The organism is Aeromicrobium sp. P2_G6 (assembly GCF_056403535.1).
In genome coordinates this window covers 817066-839236 of record NZ_JBFUFH010000001.1, presented here as the reverse complement: position 1 = coordinate 839236, position 22171 = coordinate 817066, and the positions used below count along the sequence as shown (strand labels likewise).

The 22171-nt window shown below is 69.1% G+C and carries 17 protein-coding genes; 9 read left to right on the top strand and 8 right to left on the bottom strand.

Annotated features, from left to right (window positions below; genetic code table 11):
* Positions 1-4: 4 nt before the first annotated feature.
* From AC1DVU_RS04045 to AC1DVU_RS04025, 5 genes are all read left to right on the top strand, one after another.
* On the top strand, positions 5-1963 hold the full coding sequence (locus AC1DVU_RS04045) for an acetyl/propionyl/methylcrotonyl-CoA carboxylase subunit alpha (RefSeq protein WP_476921139.1): 1959 nt from the start codon (positions 5-7) through the stop codon (positions 1961-1963).
* On the top strand, positions 1960-3120 hold the full coding sequence (locus AC1DVU_RS04040) for an acyl-CoA dehydrogenase family protein (RefSeq protein WP_476921138.1): 1161 nt from the start codon (positions 1960-1962) through the stop codon (positions 3118-3120). The genes AC1DVU_RS04045 and AC1DVU_RS04040 overlap by 4 nt, the downstream gene beginning before the upstream one ends.
* 128 nt (positions 3121-3248) lie before the next feature.
* Positions 3249-3995 carry an enoyl-CoA hydratase-related protein gene (locus AC1DVU_RS04035; RefSeq protein ID WP_476921137.1) on the top strand — a complete coding sequence of 249 codons (747 nt, stop codon included), beginning with the start codon at positions 3249-3251 and terminating at the stop codon, positions 3993-3995.
* A gap of 72 nt (positions 3996-4067) precedes the next feature.
* Complete coding sequence (locus AC1DVU_RS04030) at positions 4068-5534, top strand: ABC transporter permease subunit (RefSeq protein WP_476921136.1); 1467 nt, start codon at positions 4068-4070, stop codon at positions 5532-5534.
* Positions 5531-6301, top strand: a complete 771-nt coding sequence (locus AC1DVU_RS04025; RefSeq protein WP_476921135.1) for an amino acid ABC transporter ATP-binding protein — start codon at positions 5531-5533, stop codon at positions 6299-6301. The genes AC1DVU_RS04030 and AC1DVU_RS04025 overlap by 4 nt, the downstream gene beginning before the upstream one ends.
* 6 nt (positions 6302-6307) lie before the next feature.
* On the opposite strand, the gene AC1DVU_RS04020 is transcribed toward AC1DVU_RS04025, so the two are convergent.
* Positions 6308-7075, bottom strand: coding sequence for a carboxypeptidase-like regulatory domain-containing protein (locus AC1DVU_RS04020; RefSeq protein ID WP_476921134.1), 768 nt, complete (start codon positions 7073-7075; stop codon positions 6308-6310).
* 379 nt (positions 7076-7454) lie between these two features.
* On the opposite strand from AC1DVU_RS04020, the gene AC1DVU_RS04015 reads away from it, so the two are divergent.
* The gene (locus AC1DVU_RS04015; protein WP_476921133.1) at positions 7455-9566 is read left to right on the top strand and encodes a HelD family protein; all 2112 of its coding nucleotides are present in this window, start codon (positions 7455-7457) and stop codon (positions 9564-9566) included.
* 75 nt (positions 9567-9641) lie between these two features.
* On the top strand, positions 9642-11162 hold the full coding sequence (locus AC1DVU_RS04010; protein ID WP_476921132.1) for a metallophosphoesterase family protein: 1521 nt from the start codon (positions 9642-9644) through the stop codon (positions 11160-11162).
* Between the two features lie 161 nt (positions 11163-11323).
* Here AC1DVU_RS04010 and AC1DVU_RS04005 read toward each other — a convergent pair whose 3' ends face one another.
* Entirely contained in the window at positions 11324-12547 is a 1224-nt protein-coding gene (locus AC1DVU_RS04005; RefSeq protein WP_476921131.1) for an ArgE/DapE family deacylase, read from the bottom strand.
* Between the two features lie 192 nt (positions 12548-12739).
* On the opposite strand from AC1DVU_RS04005, the gene AC1DVU_RS04000 reads away from it, so the two are divergent.
* Together AC1DVU_RS04000 and AC1DVU_RS03995 are read left to right on the top strand one after the other, a co-directional pair.
* Positions 12740-14605, top strand: a complete 1866-nt coding sequence (locus tag AC1DVU_RS04000; RefSeq protein ID WP_476921130.1) for an anthranilate synthase family protein — start codon at positions 12740-12742, stop codon at positions 14603-14605.
* On the top strand, positions 14605-15294 hold the full coding sequence (locus tag AC1DVU_RS03995; RefSeq protein ID WP_476921129.1) for an aspartate/glutamate racemase family protein: 690 nt from the start codon (positions 14605-14607) through the stop codon (positions 15292-15294). Before AC1DVU_RS04000 ends, AC1DVU_RS03995 begins: the two co-directional genes overlap by 1 nt.
* Positions 15295-15379: 85 nt before the next feature.
* On the opposite strand, the gene AC1DVU_RS03990 is transcribed toward AC1DVU_RS03995, so the two are convergent.
* From AC1DVU_RS03990 to AC1DVU_RS03965, 6 genes are all read right to left on the bottom strand, one after another.
* Entirely contained in the window at positions 15380-15994 is a 615-nt protein-coding gene (locus tag AC1DVU_RS03990; RefSeq protein ID WP_476921128.1) for a LysE family translocator, read from the bottom strand.
* Positions 15995-16128: 134 nt separating this feature from the next.
* Entirely contained in the window at positions 16129-17304 is a 1176-nt protein-coding gene (locus AC1DVU_RS03985) for an MFS transporter (protein WP_476921127.1), read from the bottom strand.
* Between the two features lie 54 nt (positions 17305-17358).
* Positions 17359-18279: a DMT family transporter gene (locus AC1DVU_RS03980; RefSeq protein WP_476921126.1), complete on the bottom strand. Its 921-nt coding sequence runs from the start codon at positions 18277-18279 to the stop codon at positions 17359-17361.
* Between the two features lie 132 nt (positions 18280-18411).
* Complete coding sequence (locus AC1DVU_RS03975) at positions 18412-19983, bottom strand: S1C family serine protease (protein ID WP_476921125.1); 1572 nt, start codon at positions 19981-19983, stop codon at positions 18412-18414.
* 71 nt (positions 19984-20054) lie between these two features.
* Entirely contained in the window at positions 20055-21452 is a 1398-nt protein-coding gene (locus AC1DVU_RS03970) for a sensor histidine kinase (RefSeq protein WP_476921124.1), read from the bottom strand.
* On the bottom strand, positions 21449-22141 hold the full coding sequence (locus AC1DVU_RS03965) for a response regulator transcription factor (RefSeq protein WP_476921123.1): 693 nt from the start codon (positions 22139-22141) through the stop codon (positions 21449-21451). Before AC1DVU_RS03965 ends, AC1DVU_RS03970 begins: the two co-directional genes overlap by 4 nt.
* Positions 22142-22171: the final 30 nt, after the last annotated feature.

Genomic DNA, 22171 nt, shown 5'->3' with positions numbered 1-22171 from the left:
TCGCATGATCACCTCCATTCTCGTGGCGAATCGGGGGGAGATTGCTCGGCGGATCTTCCGGACGTGCCGCGATCTCGGCATCACAACCGTCGCGGTGCACTCCGACGCTGATGCGGGAGCGCCGTTCGTCGCCGAGGCCGACCTCGCCGTACGCCTCCCCGGCAGCTCGCCGATGGACACCTACCTGCGCGGCGACCTGGTCATCGAGGCGGCGCTCAAGGCCGGCGCCGACGCGATCCATCCGGGTTACGGCTTCCTGTCCGAGAACGCCGACTTCGCCCGCGCCGTCATCGAAGCCGGCCTGACCTGGATCGGCCCCCGGCCCGAGACGATCGACGCGATGGGTTCGAAGATCCGCGCCAAGGAGCTCATGGCCGCGGGCGGGGTGCCGATCCTGTCGGTCGACGCGTCGACCGCGAAGCCGGAGGACTTCCCGCTGCTGGTCAAGGCATCCGCTGGCGGTGGTGGACGCGGCATGCGGGTCGTCTCCGACCCGGCTGACCTCGAGGGCGAGCTCGCGGCTGCCGGCGCTGAGGCGCTGTCGGCGTTCGGCGACGCCACGGTGTTCGTCGAGCCCTACCTGCCGACCGCCCGGCACATCGAGGTGCAGGTCCTGGCTGACAGCCACGGCACGTGCTGGATCGTCGGCGACCGTGACTGCTCGATCCAGCGTCGCCACCAGAAGGTCGTCGAGGAGGCGCCCGCCCCCGCCGTCAGCGATCCCGTGCGCACGACGCTCCACGACGCAGCGCGTGCGGCGGTCAAGGCGGTCGACTACGTCGGCGCCGGCACGGTCGAGTTCCTCGTTGCCGACGCGCACCTCGACACCGGCAAGGCGTACTTCCTCGAGATGAACACCCGGCTCCAGGTCGAGCACTCGGTGACCGAGGAGGTGTTCGGAGTGGACCTCGTCGCCGAGCAGATCCGTGTCGCCGAAGGTGCGCAGCTCGGCGAGGAGCCAGCCGGTCCCCATGGCCATGCGATCGAAGTGCGCCTCTATGCCGAGGATCCCGCGGACGACTGGCAGCCGCAGACCGGCACGATCCGTACGTTCGAGGTGCCAGACGGCGTCCGCGTCGACTCCGGCGTCGAGGCCTGCTCGATCGTCGGCATCCATTACGACGCGATGCTCGCCAAGGTCGTGGCGCACGGCGACGATCGGGCGACGGCGCTGCGCAAGCTCGGCGATGCACTCCGGCGTACGCGCATACACGGCGTGCGGACCAACCTCGACTTCCTCCGCGCGATCCTCGCCGACGAGGAGTTCGCCGCCGCCCGCATCCACACCGCGCTGCTCGACGAGCGGCTCGCTGAGTGGTCGAAGCCGAGGTTGGACGAGCGGGCGATTCGTCAGGCCGCGATTGCCGCTGCGCTGGCCGAAGCGGCGACGGCGACGGCGGGTGCAAAGGTGCTCAGCCGAATCCCCACGGCGTACCGCAATGTCCCGAGCCAGCCCCGCACCCGGACGTACGTCCTTTCGACAAGCTCAAGGACCGGGGAGCTCACGGTCACCTACAGCGCTGGGTTCGTGCAGCACGACCTCGACGGCGTCACCGTCGTCGCTGCGTCGCCGACGCAAGTCGTGCTCGACGACGACGGCATCACCAGGACGTACGACGTCGCGGTCGGTGACGGCTGGGTGGACGTCGACGGCCCGCAGGGCTCGATCACGCTGACGCCGGTGCCGACCTTCGTCGATCCGGCGGACGTCGTGGCCGAGGGATCGTTGCTGGCGCCGATGCCGGCTGCGGTCATCAGCGTCGCGGTCGCCGACGGGCAGCACGTCAGCAAGGGCGATGTCGTCGTCGTCCTCGAGGCCATGAAGATGCAGCACACCATCACGGCGCCGACCGACGGTGTCGTGTCCGGGCTGTCCGTCACGCCCGGCAGCCAGGTCGAGTCCGGCGCCGTGCTCGCAGTCATTTCGAGCAGCTCAATGAACGAAACGAGAGATGAGTCATGAACAACTTCACCGAGTCCGACGAGCGCCTCGCGCTTCGCAAGGCCGTGGCCGACCTCGGCGCGAAGTACGGCCGCGACTACTTCGAGCGGGCTGCGAAGGAGGGACGCAAGACCACCGAGCTGTGGGAGGAGGCCGGCAAGCTCGGCTACCTCGGCGTCGCCGTGCCGGAGGAGTTCGGCGGTGGCGGTGGCGACATCGGCGACCTCGCGGCGGTGTGTGAGGAGCTCGCCGCGGCCGGCAGCCCGTTGCTGCTGATGGTCGTCTCGCCGGCGATCGTCGGCACGATCATCGCGCAGTACGGCACGCAGGAGCAGAAGCAGCGCTGGCTGCCCGGCCTGGCGCACGGCACCTCGACGTTCGCGTTCTCGATCACCGAGCCGGACGCCGGATCCAACTCGCACCAGATCATCACGACGGCATACCGGGAGGACGACGGCTGGCGCCTCAAGGGCACCAAGACCTACATCTCCGGCGTCGACGAGGCGAGCCACGTGCTCGTCGTCGCGCGCACCGAGGACGCCCGCACCGGCAACCTCAAGCCCGCGCTGTTCCTCGTGCCGACCGACGCCGAGGGGTTCACCTACCAGCAGATCGACATGGGCATCACGTCGCCGGAGAAGCAGTTCACGCTGTTCTTCGACGACGTACGCGTGCCGGCCGACACCCTGATCGGCAGCGAGGACGCCGGCATCGACCAGCTGTTCGCGGGGCTCAACCCCGAGCGCATCATGGGCGCGGCGTTCGCGACCGGCACCGCTCGGCTCGCGCTGGCGAAGGCCTGCGAGTACGCCAAGCAGCGGCAGGTCTGGAAGGCGCCGATCGGCTCCCACCAGGCGATCGCGCATCCGCTCGCGCAGACGTTCATCGAGATCGAGATGGCGCGGCTCATGACGCAGAAGGCCGCGGCGCTCTACGTGTCGGGCGACTTCATGGCGGCGGGCGAGGCGGCGAACATGGCGAAGTACGCCGCCGGCGAGGCCGTCTGCAACGCCGTGGACCGGGCGATCCAGACGCACGGTGGCAATGGCCTGGCCAACGAGTACGGTCTGGTGCAGATGCTGGCGGGCTCGCGCCTGTCCCGCATCGCACCGGTCAGCAAGGAGATGGTGCTCAACTTCATCGCCCAGTTCTCCCTGGGATTGCCCAAGTCCTATTAGTCGCGAGGTCTCGATACGCCTCCCTCGCAGAGCTCGGTCGGCTACTCGACCGGCGAGATGCTCGGTGGTCGAGTGCCGCCGAGGAACGAGGCGGTGTATCGAGACCACCACAACGCTAGGAGCAGAACATGACTGAGCTGGTGCACCTTGAGGTGGCCGACCAGGTCGCCACGATCACGCTCGACAGCGAGCGCAACCGCAATGCCCTGAGCAAGCAGCTCGTCACCGAGCTCGCGGCGCACCTCGCCACGGCGGACGCCGACACGAACGCCAAGGCGATCCTGATCCGGTCGGGCGGAACGGTGTTCTGCTCCGGCGCGGACATGACCGAGGCGGTCAGCGGCGGTATGGCCGAGGGTGCCAAGGCGATCGTCGCCCTGCAGCGCCAGATCGCGACCGCGACCAAGCCCGTCGTCGTCGAGCTCGGTGGCCCGGTGCGGGCCGGCGGTGTCGGCATCGTCGGTGCGGCCGACATCGTCATCGCCGCGGAGTCGGTGACGTTCCAGCTGACCGAGGTACGCCTGGGACTGGCGGCGGCGATCATCTCGCTGAGCCTCATCCCGCGGTTCACCGATCGCGCGGCCGCCGACCTGTTCCTGACGGCGCGGAAGTTCGACGCCGCGGAGGCCGCCGAGGTCGGCCTGATCACCCGCGCCGTGCCCGATGCCGAGCTCCAGGGCGAGATCGCGCGGGTCCTCACCGACCTGTGCAAGGCGTACCCGCAGGGTCTCCGCGAGAGCAAGAAGATCCTCAACCACGACCTGGTCGCCCGCATCGACGCTCATGGCGACGAGGTCGCCGCGAAGTCCGCCGAGCTGTTCGCCAGCGACGAGGCGCGCGAAGCCCTGAGCGCGTTCCTGGCCAAAAGGGCGTAGTCCGCGATCCGGACCAGGCGTGCAGTCGCGTGCTGACGGTCGTACGGTCGAGTGACCGACACGAGGAGACGCATGCGGCACGTGCTGAGGGGCCTGGCCCTCGTCCTGCTGATGATGGTGGTTGCGCCCCCGGGGCCGGCCAGCGCCGCCGACGACCGACCGGTCGTCAGGGTCGGCACCGAGGGGACGTACCCGCCGTTCTCCTTCCACGACCCTGACGGCAAGAAGCTCACCGGCTACGACATCGACGTCATGAAGGCCGTCGCCAAGAAGGCCGGCTGGCGCCTGGAGTTCGTGGAGACGCAGTTCGACGCGATCTTCGCGGCGCTCGAGGCCGACCGCATCGACGTCATCGCCAACCAGGTGTCGATCAACCCCGAACGCGAGGCCAAGTACGGCCTCTCGACTCCGTACACGTACTCCCACGGCGTCATCGTCGTGAAGAAGGGGACCAAGGGCATCACCTCCCTTGCGGATCTCAAGGGAAAGACGACGGCCCAGTCGGTCACGAGCAACTGGTCCGCCGTCGCGAAGAACGCCGGCGCCAAGGTCGAGGGCGTCGAGGGATTCGCCCAGGCGGCGGCGCTGGTGGCCCAGGGCCGCGTCGACGCGATCGTCAACGACAACATCGCGGTCCTCGACTACCTCAACACGACGGGGTCGGACAAGATCGAGATCGTCGGCAACGCCGGCGACGAGGTCAGCAAGCAGGCGCTCGCGTTCCGCAAGGACGATCCCCGGCTGGCCGAGGCCGATCGCGCCCTCCAGGAGCTGAGTGCCGACGGCACGCTCGCCAAGATCTCGGAGAAGTACTTCAAGGCCGACGTCTCAACCGAGAACGACGGCAAGGTCGACGTCTCGGGCGGTCGCAAGGGCAAGAGCGACGCCGAGACGGTCAAGGATGCGGCCTGGCCGATGTTGCGGGGGCTTCTCAAGGCGACGATCCCGATCACGATCATCAGCTTCGCGATCGGCCTCGCCCTCGCAATCGCCGCGGCGCTGGCCCGCATCTCGGGCAACCGGGTCCTGAGCGGCATCGCTCGGGCATACGTCTCCGTCATCCGCGGGACGCCGCTCCTCGTGCAGCTGTTCATCGTGTTCTACGGCCTGCCCGAGATCGGGATCGACCTCTCGCCGTGGCCGTCGGCGATCCTGGCGCTGAGCCTCAACGTCGGCGGGTATGCGGCCGAGGTCGTCCGATCGGCGATCCTGTCGGTCCCCAAGGGTCAGTTCGAGGCCGCGTCGACGATCGGCATGGGCTACTGGCAGACCATGCGCCGCATCGTCTTCCCGCAGGCCGCCCGCACCGCCGTCCCACCGCTGTCCAACACCCTGATCTCCCTGGTCAAGGACACGTCGTTGCTGTCGGTCGTGCTGGTCACCGAGCTGTTCCGGGAAGCGGTGTACGCCGCATCGGCCGCCCAGATCTTCATGCCGCTCTACGTGGTCGCGGCGCTCTACTACTGGATCGTCTGTGCTGTCCTGGCCTTCGGCCAGAGCCGGCTCGAGACCCGACTGAACAGGTTCGTGGCGTCATGACCGAGCCCCTCGTACGCGCCGCCGGCGTCCACAAGTCGTTCGGCGACCACCACGTCCTCCGCGGCATCGACGTCGAGGTCGATGCCGGCACCACGACGGCGATCATCGGGCCTTCGGGCTCGGGCAAGACGACGATCCTGCGCTCGCTCAACGTCCTCGAGCGCCCGGACTCCGGCACGATCCGCATCGACGAGGTCGAGGTCGACTTCGGCACGCTGGCTGACAAGGGCAACGGGGTTCGTCAGCAGATCGCAGCGCTGCGGGCGCAGAGCGGCATGGTGTTCCAGTCGCACAACCTGTTCCCGCACAAGACCGTCCTGCAGAACGTCATCGAGGGGCCCGTCCAGGTGCAGAAGCGCCCGCTCGACGAGGCTGTCGACGAGGCCGAAGCGCTCCTCGACCAGGTCGGTCTGCGCGAGAAGGCCGACCAGTACCCGTTCCAGCTCTCGGGCGGTCAGCAGCAGCGCGTCGGCATCGCGCGGGCACTGGCGCTCAAGCCCCGGGTGATGCTGTTCGACGAGCCGACCTCGGCCCTCGACCCCGAGCTGGTCGGCGAGGTGCTCTCGGTCATCAAGGACCTTGCGGCGGAGGGATGGACCTCGGTCCTCGTCACGCACGAGATCCGCTTCGCCGAGCACGTGGCCGACCAGGTGCTGTTCCTCGACCAGGGTGTCGTCGTCGAGCGCGGCACCAGCGCCCAGGTCATCGGCGACCCGCGCGAAGAACGTACGCAGCAGTTCCTCAAACGGATCCTCGACCCGGCCTGAGGCGGCTCAGCGCAGCCGGATGGAGGCTGACGCCGGCTGCACGTGCTTGGTGCCGAGGTAGTCGATCGTGACCTTCTTGCTCAGCCGGGGCGAGCCGTCCGCCGAGCCCACGATGCTGAGCGCGGTACGTCCCTTGGTGAGGGGCAGCTCGGTGCTGAACCGCTTGGTCGACACACGGACCGAGCCCTTGGCGCGTACGCCCGTCGAGCGCTCGGTGACCCGGATGCCGACGACAGCCTTGGTGCGCCGGATGTCGACCTCGACCTTCACGGACGCAGTCGAGGCCAGGGTGACGTCCGCGCCGCGCTTGGTCCTGCCCTCCTTGACCCGCAGGACGCCGGCGCGCGGGACAGCGCTGCCGGCATACCAACCCGTGCCGAAGTCACCGTCGAGCTCGTCGATCGCCATGACGCGATAGATGCCGGGCGGCAGCTCCTCGATGATGAACGCGCCTCTTGCCCCGGTGAGGACTGTGGCGATGACCTCCCAGCTCTCGTCGAGCACCGCGATCCGCATGCCGCGCAGCCCTCGTCCGCGCGTGCTGCGGACAGTGCCGCTCATGGCGCTGTGCTCGCGGCGATGCCGGCCGGGGCGCGACGCACCTGACGACGCAGCAGGTTCGGCCTCCTCGACGGGCGGAGCGCCCGGGTCGACCGGAGCTGCATGGCGTGGCGGCGGTGCGGGCTCCGCAACGTCCTCCTCGACGTCGTCCTCCCACGTGGGCACGGGATCGGGACCGATCACGGTCTCGACGACGGTCTGCTCGGTGTCCATCGTCCCGGATCCGTGACTGACCAGCGGTGTCTCGGTCCTCGGGGCGGCATGTCGAGGCGCTGAGCGGAAGCCGATGCCGTGGGACGGCGCGACGATCGGTGCTGGCCCGAACTCGTGCCTCGACTCCCTCATCGCCACCCACCAGTCATCGACGTTCCCTCGTACAGGAGATTCCTCCCGCAAAGTATTGCCCGTCATTGCAGGCAGATGGCCGACCCTCAGGCGTGTCGTGCGTCTCAACCGCTCGGAGCAGGTTGTCACGTTCGGCGGCACCGCTGGGAGGGCTTGCGCGGCAATCATCCGCAGAGCGGGCAACTGCCTGCGGAATATTTCCCGCACGCAATAGACTTGTGAGTTCTCTAGGACGAAAAGGAGTCGGGTGAGCGCGAACAACGCGGAACAGCGCGAGATCGACGCGGAGCAGACGTATGTCGACGCCGTGTACGAGCGCCTCGACGCGTCCGCCAAGGTCGCCCAGTCCCTCGTCGTCGAGGGCATGGCGCGCGGCCACGTCGGCAACGAGGGTGGCCTCGTCGAGCGTGACGCGATGGTCTACCAGGCGTCGCTCCGCCTCTCCGCGCTCAACGCTGCTCACGACGGTCTGGTGTTCGGCCGGCTCAACATGCTCGACGGCGAGTCGCGCTACATCGGCCGCATCGGCGTACGCGATGCCGATCGCGAGATCCTGCTGATCGACTGGCGCGCCCCGGCGGCCGCGATCTTCTACCAGGCCACCGCGCAGGAGCCGGCCGGTGTCGTACGCCGCAGGGTCCTGCGGTGCGCCAACGACAAGGTCATCGGCATCGAGGACGACCTGCTCGATGCCGACAATGCACCCGACGACCTGGTCGTCATCGGCGAAGGCGCCCTGCTCGCGAGCCTGACCCGCGCCCGCGACAGCTCGATGCACTCGGTCGTCGCGACGATCCAGAAGGAGCAGGACGAGGCGATCCGCGCTCCCAGCCGCGGCGCCACGACGATCGGCGGTGGCCCCGGTACGGGCAAGACCGTCGTCGCGCTGCACCGTGCGGCATACCTGCTCTACACCGATCGTCGGCGCTTCGAGTCCGGCGGCGTGCTGGTCGTCGGACCGTCGACCGTGTTCATGAACTACATCGAACGTGTGCTCCCCAGCCTCGGCGAGACCAGCGTGACGTTGCGATCGCTCGGCGAGGTCGTCGACGGCTTGCGCGCGATGCGCCACGACGAGCCGGTCGCGGCAGCGGCCAAGGGTTCATCCCGGATGACGGCGTTCCTCGCACGGGCGGCTGCGGCTCCCATGCCGGGGGCACCGACGGAGTTCCGCTACTTCTACAAGGACGACGTGCTGCGGCTCGACACCCATCAGCTCGAGCGCATCCGCCGCAACCTGTTGTCGGGCGGCAAGCGCAACCGCGCCTACCAGAAGGCGCCGGCAGCCCTCGTCGACGCACTGTGGGCGCAGGTCGCCGGCGAGCGCGCGCTCGAGAAGGGCGAGGAGGAGTTCGTCGAGACCGTCACGACCGACGATCGCTTCGTCGACTTCGTCGAGGACTGGTGGCCGCCGGTCGAACCGATCGACGTATGGCGCACGCTGCCCGACGTCATCGACGAGCTCGCACGCGGGGCGTTCAACGCCGACGAGCTCGCTGCGCTCAAGGCGTCGTGGGAGATCGGCGAGCCGAGCATCGAGGACGTTCCCCTGATCGACGAGCTGCGCTACATCATCGGCGAGGTGCCGGAGACCAACGGCGACGATGACGACGCCCCCAAGCAGCTCATGAGCTTCGAGCGACGCGAGCGCGAGGACCGCAACGATCGCTTCCGCTCGACCCAGAGCATCGAGGACGACGGCTTCGCACACGTGCTGGTCGACGAGGCGCAGGACCTGTCGCCCATGCAGTGGCGCATGCTGGGCCGGCGCGGCCGCTACGCCAGCTGGACGATCGTCGGCGACGAGGCTCAGTCCTCGTGGCCCTACCCCGCTGAGTCAGCTGCCGCGCGCAAGGCAGCTCTCGAGGGCAAGCCCGAGCACGCGTTCAGACTCTCGACCAACTACCGCAACTCCGCCGAGATCTATGACCTGGCGGCCAAGGTCGCGGCGGTCGCGGTGCCGCATCCGGACCTTGCCGACGCGGTCCGCCGCACCGGCGAACAGCCGGTCCACGTCACGGTCGGCGCCGAAGAGCTCGTCGCCGCAGCACGCCGCAGCGCTGAGGAGATCCTCGACCGGGTCGAGGGCACCGTCGCGATCGTCGCGCCGACGGCCCGGCTGGCCGACCTGGGGGAGCAGCTCGCGAGCCTGCTCGAGCAGCACTCCGACCGGCTCCGGCTGCTCGATGGTCTCGACACCAAGGGCCTCGAGTTCGACGGCGTCGTCGTGATCGAGCCTGACGGGATCACCGCTGAGTCGAGCGCCGGCTGGCGCACCCTCTACGTCGTGCTGACCCGCGCGACGCAATTGCTGACGACCGTCGGCACGACAGACCGCTGGTTGACCCGGATCGCGTGAGCGAGCGAAGCGAGTGAACCATCGGATACTCATGCCGTTGTCTCCGTATCGTGGGTTTCTGACGGGGGCAACGGCATGACAAGGGCTCTCAAAGTCCTGCTGCTCGTCATCCTCGGGGTTGGCGTGGCGCTGCCGACTGCCTACTCGACGTTCATCCACAGTGAGCGCGACCTGGTCATCGGCGCGCACGACGCCACGGTGCAGCCGACGTTCAGTGGGTATGCCCGCATCGACTTCGGCACCCTGGTCCCGCAGATCCGCCTCCCGGCGGAGACACCGCTCGGCCTCGGCGTCGACATCCGCCTCGGCGACAGCGAGATCACCAACCTCGAGCAGCTGGTCGCCCGTGACGCCGTCATCGCGTCCCAGCCGCAAGGCGAGATCGCGTCCGTACGGTCTGCGGTCACGTCGATGCTGATCGACGCGGCGATGCGGGCGCTCGGTGCGGCGATGCTCGCGATGCTGGTCGCGGTGCTCGCGTGGCGCGCGATCGGCCAGCCTCGCCGCCGCGCGCTCTGGGCCGCCGCGCACCACCCCCAACGCCATCAGGTCCTGGGGGCCTGCGCAGCCGCCGTCATCACGATCGCCGCCCTGGTGCTCCTCGCGGCTCCCGATCGGCCGCAAGCGGACGACACGGCATGGGAGCCGATCGGATCGGTGTTCCCCGAGCTGCCGTCAGACAAGGTGCTCGACGAGGTGGAGATCGCCCAAGGGGCGTCGACGAGCGGCAGCCGGGCGATCGTGGAGGGCGCGTTGGCGACCTATCGCACCTCGGTGGCGTTCTACGGCCGGCTCGCGGTCAGCGCCGCCGCGACCACCGTACGTACGCCGTTGGAGGGCGAGACCACGGCGCTCGTCGTGACCGACCGCCACGACAACATCGGCATGGACCCGGTGGCGCGAGCGATCGCCGACCGGGCCGGCGCGCGCATGCTGATCGACCTCGGCGACGACACCTCGAACGGCGCGAGCTGGGAGACATTCAGCATCAACTCGCTGGCGCGGGAGTTCCGTGACTTCGACGTCGTCTCGGTTGCCGGCAACCACGACACAGGGCCGACGGTGCGCAAGCAGATGGAGGACAAGGGCTTCACGGTCCTGGACGACAAGCCGGTCACAGTGGGTGGTGTCCGCTTCCTCGGCAGCAGCGATCCGCGCAGCTCCGGGCTCACCGCCGGCTACAACGGTGACCCTTCGGAGAACAGCATCGCGATGCGCCAGCAGGCCGAGCGGCTCCAGAAGGCGGCGTGCGATGACGGCGAGGTCAGTGTGATCGCGGTGCACTCGCCATCGTCGGGCAGCCGGGCCGCGGCCTCCGGGTGCGCCGATCTGGTGTTGTCCGGGCACCTCCACCGGCAGGTCGGGCCGACCACGATCAACGGAAGCAACGGGCGGACGACCACCACGCTGACGACCGGCTCGACGGGCGGCGCCGTCTACGCCTTCGCGCTGGGCAGCAAGCTCCGGCGCGAGGCGCAGGTGACGATCGTGACGTTCGCCGACGGCAAGCCGGTCGGGTTGCAGCCGGTCAGCTTCGAACCTGGCGGGATCATCCAGGTCGCCGACTACTCGCCGATCACGACCTCACCGCGCTAAGGGCGTGTCTCCCAATTCACGGCCGGGTCGCGCGGCCCCGCATCCCGTCTGACGGCGTTCTCGTCGGTCGCCGCACAACCCCGGTGCGCCTCCCTCCTCTGCCTTGTCAGACGGGCGCGGATGCCACGCGACCTGCTCGACCGCCAATTGGGAGACACGCCCTAACGGCAGCGGGCGAGGATCAGCTCGGCGTACGCGCGGGCGCAGGTGATGACCTCGTCGATGGCCACGTGCTCGTCGACGGCGTGGGCGTTGGCGATCCGGCCGGGTCCGTACTGCACCGTCGGGATGTCATGGGTGGCGTACTGCCGCAGGTCGGAGCCGTACGGCGCTCCCGTCAGGTGCGGGCGCGGCTCGCCCGTGGCGATGACGGCGTCGACGACCTGCGCGCCGAACGGATGCCCCTCGGGCAGTCGGCCGGCGGCGAAGTGCCCTCCCGGCCAGGTGACGGTGGGGGGGTTGTCCGCAAGCCACGGGTCGACCGCCGCAGCCGTGGCGAGCGCGTTCTCGAATGCGGCCTTGGCGGCGGTGAACGACTCTCCGGGCATGACTCCGTAGCGTCCCTCGGCGACGAGCAGGTCGGGGACGGTGCTGGCCCAGTCGCCGGCGTGGATGATGCCGACGCTGATCGGCCAGGGCAGCTCGCCGAACGGGTACGGCGGAGCCGCGTTGCGTACGGTCTCGAGCTCCGCGAGCGCGCGATGCAGCAGCTCGAAGGCGGTGATGGCGCTGTGTCCGGTCGCCCGCATCGACCCGTGGGTCGCCCGGCCCACGACCTCGATCCGAAAGGTCAGTGATCCGGCGTTGGCGGCGACAACCTGGCCGTCGGTGGGCTCTGCGATGACACAGGCCTCGCCGACGTGGCCGCGTCGCAGCGTCGCGTAGGTGCCGAGGCCGCCGTCCTCCTCGCCGATCACGGTGTGCACGGCGAAGGGGCGGGCGAGCTCAATGTCCTTGACGGCGCGTGCGGCGGCGATGATGGCCACGACGCCGCCCTTCATGTCGCAGACCCCACGGCCGTACCAATGGTCGTTGACCTCCCGAACGAGCCACGGATCGCTGTTGGTCCAGGTGTCGGGGTCGCCCGGCGGCACGACGTCGACGTGGCCGTTGAGGATCAGTGCCGGTGTGCCGGGACCTGAGACCCCGACGCAGCCCAGGGCCTCCTCACGGTCGACCTCCTCACCGGGATAGTCCTCGCTGGCACGAAGGCCGTCGAGGTCGAGATTCCACTGGTCGACCTCCATGCCGAGACCCGTCAGCGTCGCGGCGCACCATCGCTGGACCGCCACCTCGGCGTCGGACCCGCCGACGCTGGGGATGTTGACGATCTGGGCGAGGTCGCGCCGGATCAGGTCGACGTCGATGTCCAGCTCCGGGCTCATGGTCAGACGGTATCGCCGAGGCCATGGCGTCCGACGGCGAGAGGGGCTGCGCTAGGCTCCTGCCATGACAGTTCAGCACTCCAGCTGGTGGCTCCACCTGTAGGTGGACTGTCGACTCTTGCCCAGACCGCCTCATGGCCGGCTCTGGGCATTTCTTGTCTTGGCCGGCCGAGACTTCTTCAAGGAACCTTCATGACCCAGCTCGATGAACTCCTCGCCCAGCCGGCGTTCGCACTGATCCGCGTGCGTGACTCCGACACCGTGACGCTCATCGGCGGTCCCCGCACGGACCTCGACAAGCTCGCGGACATCCCGCTGGTCCCCGGGAGCGATCGAGCCTGGAATCACGTCGTGCTGGTCCCGTACGCCCAGGTCCGCGAGCGCGGCTTCGAGGCGCACCAGGACGGCACGCCTCTGACCGCGATCGAGGCGGCCTACAGCGCCGAAGTGCCGATCGACGAGCTCCTCGGCCTGCTGCCGGACGCACCGATCGAGTTCGCCGACCGCGGTGGATTCGAGTCGACCGACGAGGCGTACGCCGGTATGGTGCGCACGATCATCGACGAGGAGATCGGCCAGGGCGAGGGCGCCAACCTCGTGATCGGCCGGCACTACCGCGCCCAGGTCGCCGACTGGGGTCATGACGGCGCGCTGACGGTGTTCCGCCGGCTGCTCGAGCGCGAGCGGGGCGCGTTCTGGACGTTCTGCATCTTCACGGGTGACCGCTACCTGATCGGCGCGAGTCCCGAGCGGCACGTCAGCGTCGAGGACGGCCAGGTCCGGATGAACCCCATCAGCGGCACGTTCCGCATGCGCGGCCTCGAGACGCACGCCGACCGCAAGCGCGAGCTGCTGCGCTTCCTCAAGGACGAGAAGGAGATCTACGAGCTCTTCATGGTCGTCGACGAGGAGCTCAAGATGATGTGCGACATCTGCCACGAAGGCGGGCTCGTGCTGGGGCCCTACCTCAAGCCGATGACGCACCTCGTGCACACCGAGTACCTCCTCGCCGGCCGCACCAACCGCGACGTACGCGAGGTGCTGCGCGACTCGATGTTCGCCGCCACGGTCACCGGCAGCCCCGTCGAGAACGCGTGCCGGCTCATCAAGAAGTACGAGCCCGAGGGCCGTGGCTACTACGCCGCCGTGGCTGCGCTGGTCGGCCGGGACGACAACGGCACGCCCCGCGCCGACGCACCGATCCTCATCCGTACGGCTGACGTCGACCTCGAGGGCAACCTCAAGGTCACCGCCGGCGCGACCCTCGTCCGCGACTCCGATGCGATGTACGAGACAAAGGAGACCTGGGCCAAGGCGTCCGGGATCCTCAGCGCCTTCGGACTCGTCGACGCGGCACCCGAGCCGGTCGAGGGGTTCGACGCATTCACCCGTGAGGACGAGGTCCTGATCGCGCTGGGCTCGCGCAACCAGCGACTCAGCCAGTTCTGGCTGACGGACCAGTCTGGCGCCGCGCCGGTGCCGACGCTGACCGGCAAGCGGGTCGTGATCGTCGACGGCGAGGACGACTTCGTCAACATGCTGTCCCACGTCTTCGGCGTGCTCGGCATGACGACCGACATCGTGCGCCATGACGTCTACGCCGAGGGTGACCTCGACGGCTACGACCTCGTCGTCGTCGGCCCCGGTCCTGGTGACCCTCGTGACCTCGCCGACACCAAGATGGCAACGATGCACGGCGTGGTCACGGGACTGCTCGAGACGCAGCGGCCGTTCCTCGCGGTGTGCCTCGGTCACCAGGTGCTGAGCCACAACATCGGCCTCGACCTGGTGTTCAAGGACATCGTCTTCCAAGGCACGCAGAGCCGGTTGTCGGTGTTGGGCCGCCCCGAGACGGTCGGCTTCTACAACACGTTCGTCGCGCGCGTACCGGCGTCGGGGCTGCCTGAGGGCGTCTCGGTCGAGACCGATCCGGAGTCCGGCGACATCCACCTGGTCGCCGGCCCGCACTACCGCGGCGTCCAGTTCCACGCCGAGTCGATCCTCACGCAGAACGGCTTCGGCATCCTGCGCGACCTCGTCACGGATCTGATCGGCTGATGCGCACGGTCGGGCTGATCGGCGGCATGAGCTGGGTCAGCACGGCCGAGTACTACCGGCTCGCCAACGAGGAGGTCGCCGCCAGGCTCGGCGGCCTGCACTCGGCCAAGATCCTGCTGGAGTCGGTCGACTTCGCCGAGATCGAGGAGCTCAAGCTCGCGGACAGGTGGGACCAGATCGGCGTACGCCTGGCGGCCGCCGCTTCACGTCTCGAGGCTGCCGGCGCCGAGCTGGTCGTGCTCTGCACCAACACGATGCACCACGTCGCGGCGCCGATCGAGGCAGCGGTGACCGTCCCGTTCGTGCACATCGCCGACACGACCGCGGCTGCGATCACGGCAGCAGGAGTCAGCCGTGTGGGGTTGCTCGGCACGGCGTTCACGATGAACGAGGCGTTCTACCGTGACCGGGTCGCGTCCCACGGCATCGATGTTCTCGTGCCCTCGGAGGACGACCGGCGCCGGATCAGCGAGATCATCTACGACGAGCTGTGCCTGAATGTCGTACGCGATGAGTCGCGGGCCTTCTATCTCGAGGTCGTCGAGCGCCTCATCGCTGCAGGCGCTGAGGGCATCATCCTCGGCTGCACCGAGATCGAGCTGCTCATCGACCAGTCCCACCTCCACGTCCCCGCGTTCCCCACGACGCTCCTGCACGTGCAAGCTGCCGTCGACCTCGCCCTCTCCTGACCGACAACTCCCCGCTGGGAGTGACGTTCGGGTCGCGAATCGCCGTGGACCCCCGACGCAAACGTCACGCTCACGGGGGCTGGGGTCAGAGCTTGGTGGTCGCGAGGGTGACGCCGAGGCCGGTCAACACGCCTCCGGTGGCGCGGTCCCACCGGCGGCGGACGGCTGGGCGCGAGAACCAGGCGCTCAGGCCGGCCGCGGTCGCGACGAGCAGGGCGTAGAAGCACAGGCCGGTCATGACATCTACTATTCCGAGGGCAAGCACCTGGACGGTGGTGGAGGTTCCGGGCACGACGAACTGCGGGATCACCGAGGCGAAGAACAAGATGGCCTTGGGGTTGAGCAAGTTGGTCAGCATCGCCTGGGTGAAGGCTCTCGCGGTGGACACGTCTCGCGGGAGCTCAGTGCTTTGGTCGGCCCGGAAGCTCGAACGGACGAGGTTGATTCCGAGCCACACGAGGTAGCCTGCGCCGGCCCAGCGGATCGTTGCCAAGGCCTCAGGAGAGCGGGCAAGGAGCATCGAGAGCCCGACAGCTGCGACGACCATGTGCACGCACAAGCCGGTCAGGGCGCCGGACGCTGCGGCCATGCCGGTGCGCCAGCCGCGCGTCGCCGAGCGGAGGATCACTGCGAAGTCGGGCCCCGGGATGGCGTACGCGATCACGACAACGCCGACGAATGCCCACCAGTGAATGCCCACCTCAGCCCCCGATCCTCATGCCCCCAGTGTGGTCCAGCTCGAGGAAGCTCGCGACCGCTAGCGTGACGGAGCTCGGCGGAGCCTGAGCTCAGCTGACTGTGTTGGTCAGACGCGACCTGGGAGCTTTCACGAGTTCAGTCCCTGGGAGCCGCGGGCACCCGCTGCTGAGCGGTGGCCCGGGCCACGAGGGCGCCGGCCAGTCCGGCCACCGCCCCCACCACGATGGCCTGGTGCACGCCGACGCTGTCGGCCAGAAGCCCGACGAGCGGTGGACCACCGAGGAATGCGGTGTAGCCGATCGAGCTCACCACCGCCACCCGTCCGGCCGAACGGCGTTCGTCGTCGGCGGCCGCACTCATGCCGAGCGGGAATCCGAGGGACGCCCCGACGCCCCAGAGCGCAGCTCCCGCCAGAGCACCCGGCAGACCCGGGGACCAGACCACGCCGGCGACCCCGAGTGCCACCAGGACACCGGTGATGCGCAGCGTGGTGACGCGCCCGAGCCGCTCGACGAAAGATCCGCCGAAGATCCGGCCCAGCGTCATGGCGGTGACGAACACGGCGAACCCGGCCGCAGCCAGGGCTTGCCCGGCGTCGTAGCCGTCGACGAGCGCCAACGCCACCCAGTCGTTGGCGATGCCCTCACTCAGAGCGAAGGCGAGCACGACGAGCCCGATCATCAGGGTGTGCGGCTCCCGCCAGGCGGTCAGCACGCTTGGGGAGGGTTCGGCGCCTGGATCCTCGATCTCGACCGGAGTGAAGTTCCGGACGGCCACCGGCACCGTCGCAAGCAACACGACGGCGGTGCCGACCAGTTGCGCCGGCAGGCCGATGTCGAGCCGGGCGCAGCCAGCCCCGACGAGGGCGCCGATCACCGTCCCGGCGCTGAAGCCCGCATGGAAGCGGGGCATGAGGATGCGGTCGAGGCGTCGCTCGACGTCGGCCGCCTCGACATTCATCGCGACGTCCCAGGCGGAGGTGCCCATGCCGTAGACAAGCATGCCGGCCCCGACGAGGGGGACGGCAGCGGCCGCGAGCCCCGCTGCCATCACGACGAAACCGACGATTCCCAGCAGCGACGTGAGGAGGATGGTTCGCGCCGGCCCGATGCGCGACACGACGGCGCCGGACACAGGGAGTGCGATCGCCGTGCCGGTGGACAGGCAGAGCAGCAGCAGTCCGACGCGGCCCGGGGTCAGGTCGAGGCCGTCCCTGATCGCCGGGACCCGCGAGACCCATGAGGCGAACGCGAGGCCGTTGAGGACGAAGACTGCGGCGACGGCCAGCTTGGCGCGCTCGATGGTGGTCACGGGTGACAGGCTACGGAGCGGCACCCACGCATTCCCACGGTGGTTGAGCGTGGCTCAGCTGGCGCGCGCCTGCTCGTCGACGGGCGCGGCCTTGGGTGTCGACTTGAGCCGGGTGATCGCGACGCCGATGAGGCACAGGGCGCCGCCGACGAACGCGAGGGCGGCGGGGACCTCGTCGAGGATCGCCCAGGAGATCAGCGTCGCGACGGCCGGCACGAGATAGGTCGTCGAGGCCGCCTTGCCGGTCGAGATCCGCTTGAGCGCGTAGGACCAGGTGCTGAAGCCGATCGCCGTGGGGAACACACCGAGGTAGGTCAGCCAGAGGATGTCGTGCAGGGACGCTCCACTGAGCTCTTCGATCAACGCCGGCGCGAACGGCAGGCACACCACGACGCCGACGATGCAGCCGAGCCACACCGACATGATGGGCTGCATGTACTTGAGCGCGGGCTTCTGCGCCAGCGCGCCGAACGCGTAGAACGCGGCGGCGGCGACGCACAGGATGACGCCGGTCGTGCTGGCGGTGTCGACGGCGGTGGAGTCGCTGTCGGTGCTGAGGGCGATCAGCGCGACGCCGCCGAATGCGATGCCCATGCCGATCATGAGGGGCTTGGGGAACCCCTCCTTGTAGAGGATGCCGGCGATGACGGCGGCGAAGATCGGACCGACGTTGACGATCAGGGCCGTGGTGCCGGCGTCGAGATCGCGCTCGGCGGCGTTGAGCGCGATGTTGTAGGCGCCGAACCACACGACGCCGTAGAGCACGACCAACAGGAGAGGGCGGCCCGTCGGCAGCGACGTGGTGCGGGGTCGTGCGAAGAACGTGAGGGCGATCGCGCCGACGACCAGACGGCCGAGGGAGAGGGATCCCGGCGAGAACGTGTCGCCGACGGCGCGGATGCCGACGAATGCGGAGGCCCAGAGGACGACGGTGACGAGCATCGCCGGGAAGGACAGATCACGGTCGGTCTTCACCCCTCCACGGTAGTGACGGGCAGTGACAGTTCACGAGCGAAAATCGGCCATCCTCGCGCATGATCCAGCCGAACATGTGGCGGGCGCCATCCCGTACGGGATGGCGCCCGGTCTCGGGCCGTTGCGCTGAGCTCAGCTGCCGGCGCCGCCGTCGGAACCGAGCGTGACCTCGGTGTCGTGCTGCGTGCCGTCGCGCGTGTAGGTCAGCGTGATCTTCTCGCCCGGCTGGAACCCGCGCACCGATGCGACGAGGGCGTCGTTGCTGGCGACCAGGTCACCGTTGACCGCGGTGATGATGTCGCCCTTCTTGAGGCCTGCCTTGTCGCCGGCGCCACCAGCGGTGACGTCGGCGATCTCGGCGCCGGTGCCGGTGATGCCGTCGCTCGAGACGGCGGCCTTGACCGTGACGCCAATCTGAGCGTGCTCGACCTTCTCGCCCTTGACCAGGTGCTTGGACACGTTCTTGGCCAGGTCGATCGGGATCGCGAAGCCGAGGCCGATCGAGCCGCCCTCGCCGGTGCCGGAGGCCTTGATCGCCGAGTTGATGCCGATCACGTTGCCGTCGATGTCGACGAGCGGGCCACCGGAGTTGCCGGGGTTGATCGCCGCGTCGGTCTGGATCGCCGGGAAGGTGTTGGAGGCACCGGGGTCGCTGCTGCCGTCCGACGAGGTCACCGGGCGGTTGAGCGCCGAGATGATGCCTTGCGTCACGGTGCTCTCGAGGCCGAACGGCGAGCCGATCGCGACGACCTCCTGGCCGACCTCGAGATCCTTGGAGCTGCCGAGCGTCGCCGGGGTCAGTCCGGACTTGTCGTCGGCCTTGATGACGGCGAGATCGGTCTTGGGATCAGCGCCGACGACCTCCGCCTTGGCGTGCGAGCCGTCGTTGAACGCCACCGTGATGAGGCCGTCCTTGCCGGCCACGGAGGTGACGTGGTTGTTGGTCAGGATCTGGCCGTCGCTGCTGATGATGATGCCCGTGCCGGAGCCGGACTCCTCATCACCCTTGACGTTGATCTGGACAACCGAAGGGAGGACCTTCTTGGCGACCTGCTCGACCGCGCCGGCCGGGACGTTCGTGTTGGTGGCCTTGTCGGAGTCGAGCGAGCTGACTGTCGTGCCGTTGTCGTCGCTGTCGTCCTGGGACTTGTCCTGCAGCCAGGCGCCGGCGAAGCCCGCACCGCCGGCCAGCAGGATCAGGGCCAGCGCGCCGGCGAGGACACGACCGGTGCGCCGCTTCTTCTTCGCCGGAGGCTCTTCAGGGCCGTCGCCGCCGGGCGCCGGGAACGCGACGGTCGGCTCGGCGAACGGCGGGAGCGAGTCGGTCTGGGTGTCCCCAGACGAAGCCGCAGAAGGGGCGTCCGCATAGCGGTGGGTGTAGGTCTCGGCGGGCGGCACCGGCGCGGGTGCCGGCGGGTCCGACGTGGTGGCGGCCGGCTGCTCGACGGTCTCGGGCTCGGACGACGCCGCCACAGGTGCGACCGGGATCGTCGGCTCGGAGTCGGGATCGGAGTCGGGTTCGCGCTGGGCCGCCGGCGCCTCGACCGTGGGCGCCTCCGCCTCGGGCTCGGGGTCGGGGGTTTGCTCGGCCGGAGCCGCGTCCGCTTCGGGCTCGGAGGAGGCGGGCTTGGCCTCACCGGTGTCGTCGCGCTCCGCCGGGGGGACGTAGGGGCGTTCGGCGAACGGGTCGTTCGTATCGGTCATGGAAGTACATTCTCGCGCATCGCTGAGACGGATCTAAGAGCGGCGTGTGAGCGATCGAAGAAACCCGCAGGTCAGGGTTGGTCAGAGCTCGGCAACGACAGCGTGAAGGTCGTGCCACCACCGGCGGGCGACTCGACGTCGACCGTCCCACCATGTCGTTCCGCGGCTCGCCGGACGATCGACAGGCCAAGCCCCGAGCCGGGCAGCGTACGTGCCTCGCTCGAGCGGTAGAAGCGATCGAAGATGTGCGGCAGGTCCGCCGGGTCGATGCCCGGTCCTTCGTCGGTGACGGTCAGGTCGCCGTCCGCGAGGCGTACGTGGACAGCGCCCTCCGGCGGGCTCCACTTCGCTGCGTTGTCCAACAGGTTCGTGACGGCGCGTTCGAGCAGCTGAGGCTCGCCGAACACCATCCACGGCTCCAGCTCGAAGTCGAACGTGACGTTGTGCGCACGCATGCGTACGCGGTCGACGGCCTGGGTGACGACGTCGGCGAGGTCCAGCGGCTCGGGGTCGCGCGTCATCGGCTCGTCGCGCGCGAGCTCGACGAGGTCGCCGACCAGTGTCGTGAGCTCCTCGAGCTGTGACCGGACGTCGCCCATGATCTCGTGGCGCTGATCGTCCGTCAGCGAGCGCTCGGCGTTGTCGGCGGCCTGACCGATCAGCTCGATGTTGGTGCGCAGGCTCGTGAGTGGGGTTCGTAGCTCATGTCCCGCGTCGGCCACGAGCTGGCGTTGCCGGGTCTGCGAGGCGTCGAGCGCCTGGAGCATCGCGTTGAAAGACGTCGTCAGCCGAGCAAGCTCGTCGTGGCCCGTGACCGCGATCGGGGTGAGCTCGGACGTACGCGCGACGCGCTCGGTTGCCGCGGTCAGTCGCCGCACCGGACGCAGGCCGTTGGCGGCGACGGCCCAGCCCGCGATGCCGGCGAGGGCGACGCCGGCAGCGCTGCACAGCAGCAGGATGACCTTGAGCCGCCTGAGAGCGAAGTCGATCGACTCCATCGACTGCGTCATGACGAGGGCCGTGCCGCTGTCGGCCTGGACCGCGACGACACGGTAGGGCGTGCCCTGGACACGCACGGTGCGCATCGACTCAGACGCCTCGCCGATCGACACCTCGACCTCGTGAAAGCTCTTGAACGGCTCGGTCAGCTCGTTGACCGCGGCGGTGGGTGAGAACAGCTCGCCGCTGTTGACGACAAAGATCCGGACATCGGCGATGCGTTGCAGCCGGGGATCGAGCTGGGTGAAGTTCTGCGGCTTCGCCAGTCCGGCGTCGACCGCCGCGTGCGCGCGACGCAGCATCGACTCATCGAGCGAGCTCTCGAACTCCGCTCGGACGACGACGAACACGATCGCGCTGACGACGCCGAGCGTCGCCGCAACGGCCATCGTCGTGAGCACCGCGACCCGCAGGGCGAGCGACATCCGCTGGGTGAACGGCTGCAGCCCGCGGTGCAGGACGCCGATCACGGAGGAGTCTCGCGCAGGACGTATCCGACGCCACGCACGGTGTGGAGCAGCCGCGGCTCGCCCTCGGCTTCGAGCTTGCGGCGGACGTAGCCGACATACACCTCGAGGGAGTTCGCGGTGGTCGGGAAGTCGAAGCCCCAGACCTCCTCGAGGATGAAGGAGCGCTCGAGCACCCGCTTGGGGCGCTGGAGGAACAGCTCGAGCAGGGCGAACTCGGTACGTGTGAGGGACAGCGAGCGCTCGCCACGTTTGACGTCGCGGGTCACCGGGTCGAGCGAGAGGTCGGCGAACGTCAGTGGCGCTTCGTCCGGCTCGACGGCCGCGGCGCGACTCGAGCGACGCAGCAGCGAACGTACGCGCGCGAGAAGCTCTTCGAGGGCGAACGGCTTGGTCAGGTAGTCGTCCGCGCCGGCATCGAGACCGTCGACCCGGTCGGACACGGCGTCGCGGGCCGTGAGCACGAGGATCGGCACGTCGTTGCCGGCGCCCCGAAGCGCACGCGTCGCCTCCAGCCCGTCGAGCCGGGGCATCATGACGTCCATGATGATCGCGTCGGGGTTGATCTGGGGGACACGCGCCAGTGCCTCGGCGCCGTCGGAGGCCAGCTCGACGGAGTAGCCGTTGAACTCGAGGGACCGTCGCAGTGAGTCGCGCACAGCACGGTCATCGTCGACGACAAGGATGCGCATGGCCATCAGTGTGCCCCGAATCCCTGAGAC

Bases quoted from the DNA above. Each gene is read 5' to 3' on its own strand.
- AC1DVU_RS04045 (WP_476921139.1), top strand. From the start codon at position 5: ATGATCACCTCCATTCTCGTGGCGAATCGGGGGGAGATTGCTCGGCGG.
- AC1DVU_RS04025 (WP_476921135.1), top strand. From the start codon at position 5,531: ATGACCGAGCCCCTCGTACGCGCCGCCGGCGTCCACAAGTCGTTCGGC.
- AC1DVU_RS03965 (WP_476921123.1), bottom strand. From the start codon at position 22,141: ATGCGCATCCTTGTCGTCGACGATGACCGTGCTGTGCGCGACTCACTG.
- AC1DVU_RS04010 (WP_476921132.1), top strand. From the start codon at position 9,642: ATGACAAGGGCTCTCAAAGTCCTGCTGCTCGTCATCCTCGGGGTTGGC.
- AC1DVU_RS04020 (WP_476921134.1), bottom strand. From the start codon at position 7,075: ATGGACACCGAGCAGACCGTCGTCGAGACCGTGATCGGTCCCGATCCC.
- AC1DVU_RS03975 (WP_476921125.1), bottom strand. From the start codon at position 19,983: ATGACCGATACGAACGACCCGTTCGCCGAACGCCCCTACGTCCCCCCG.
- AC1DVU_RS04035 (WP_476921137.1), top strand. From the start codon at position 3,249: ATGACTGAGCTGGTGCACCTTGAGGTGGCCGACCAGGTCGCCACGATC.
- AC1DVU_RS04005 (WP_476921131.1), bottom strand. From the start codon at position 12,547: ATGAGCCCGGAGCTGGACATCGACGTCGACCTGATCCGGCGCGACCTC.
- AC1DVU_RS04040 (WP_476921138.1), top strand. From the start codon at position 1,960: ATGAACAACTTCACCGAGTCCGACGAGCGCCTCGCGCTTCGCAAGGCC.
- AC1DVU_RS04000 (WP_476921130.1), top strand. From the start codon at position 12,740: ATGACCCAGCTCGATGAACTCCTCGCCCAGCCGGCGTTCGCACTGATC.
- AC1DVU_RS03995 (WP_476921129.1), top strand. From the start codon at position 14,605: ATGCGCACGGTCGGGCTGATCGGCGGCATGAGCTGGGTCAGCACGGCC.
- AC1DVU_RS04030 (WP_476921136.1), top strand. From the start codon at position 4,068: ATGCGGCACGTGCTGAGGGGCCTGGCCCTCGTCCTGCTGATGATGGTG.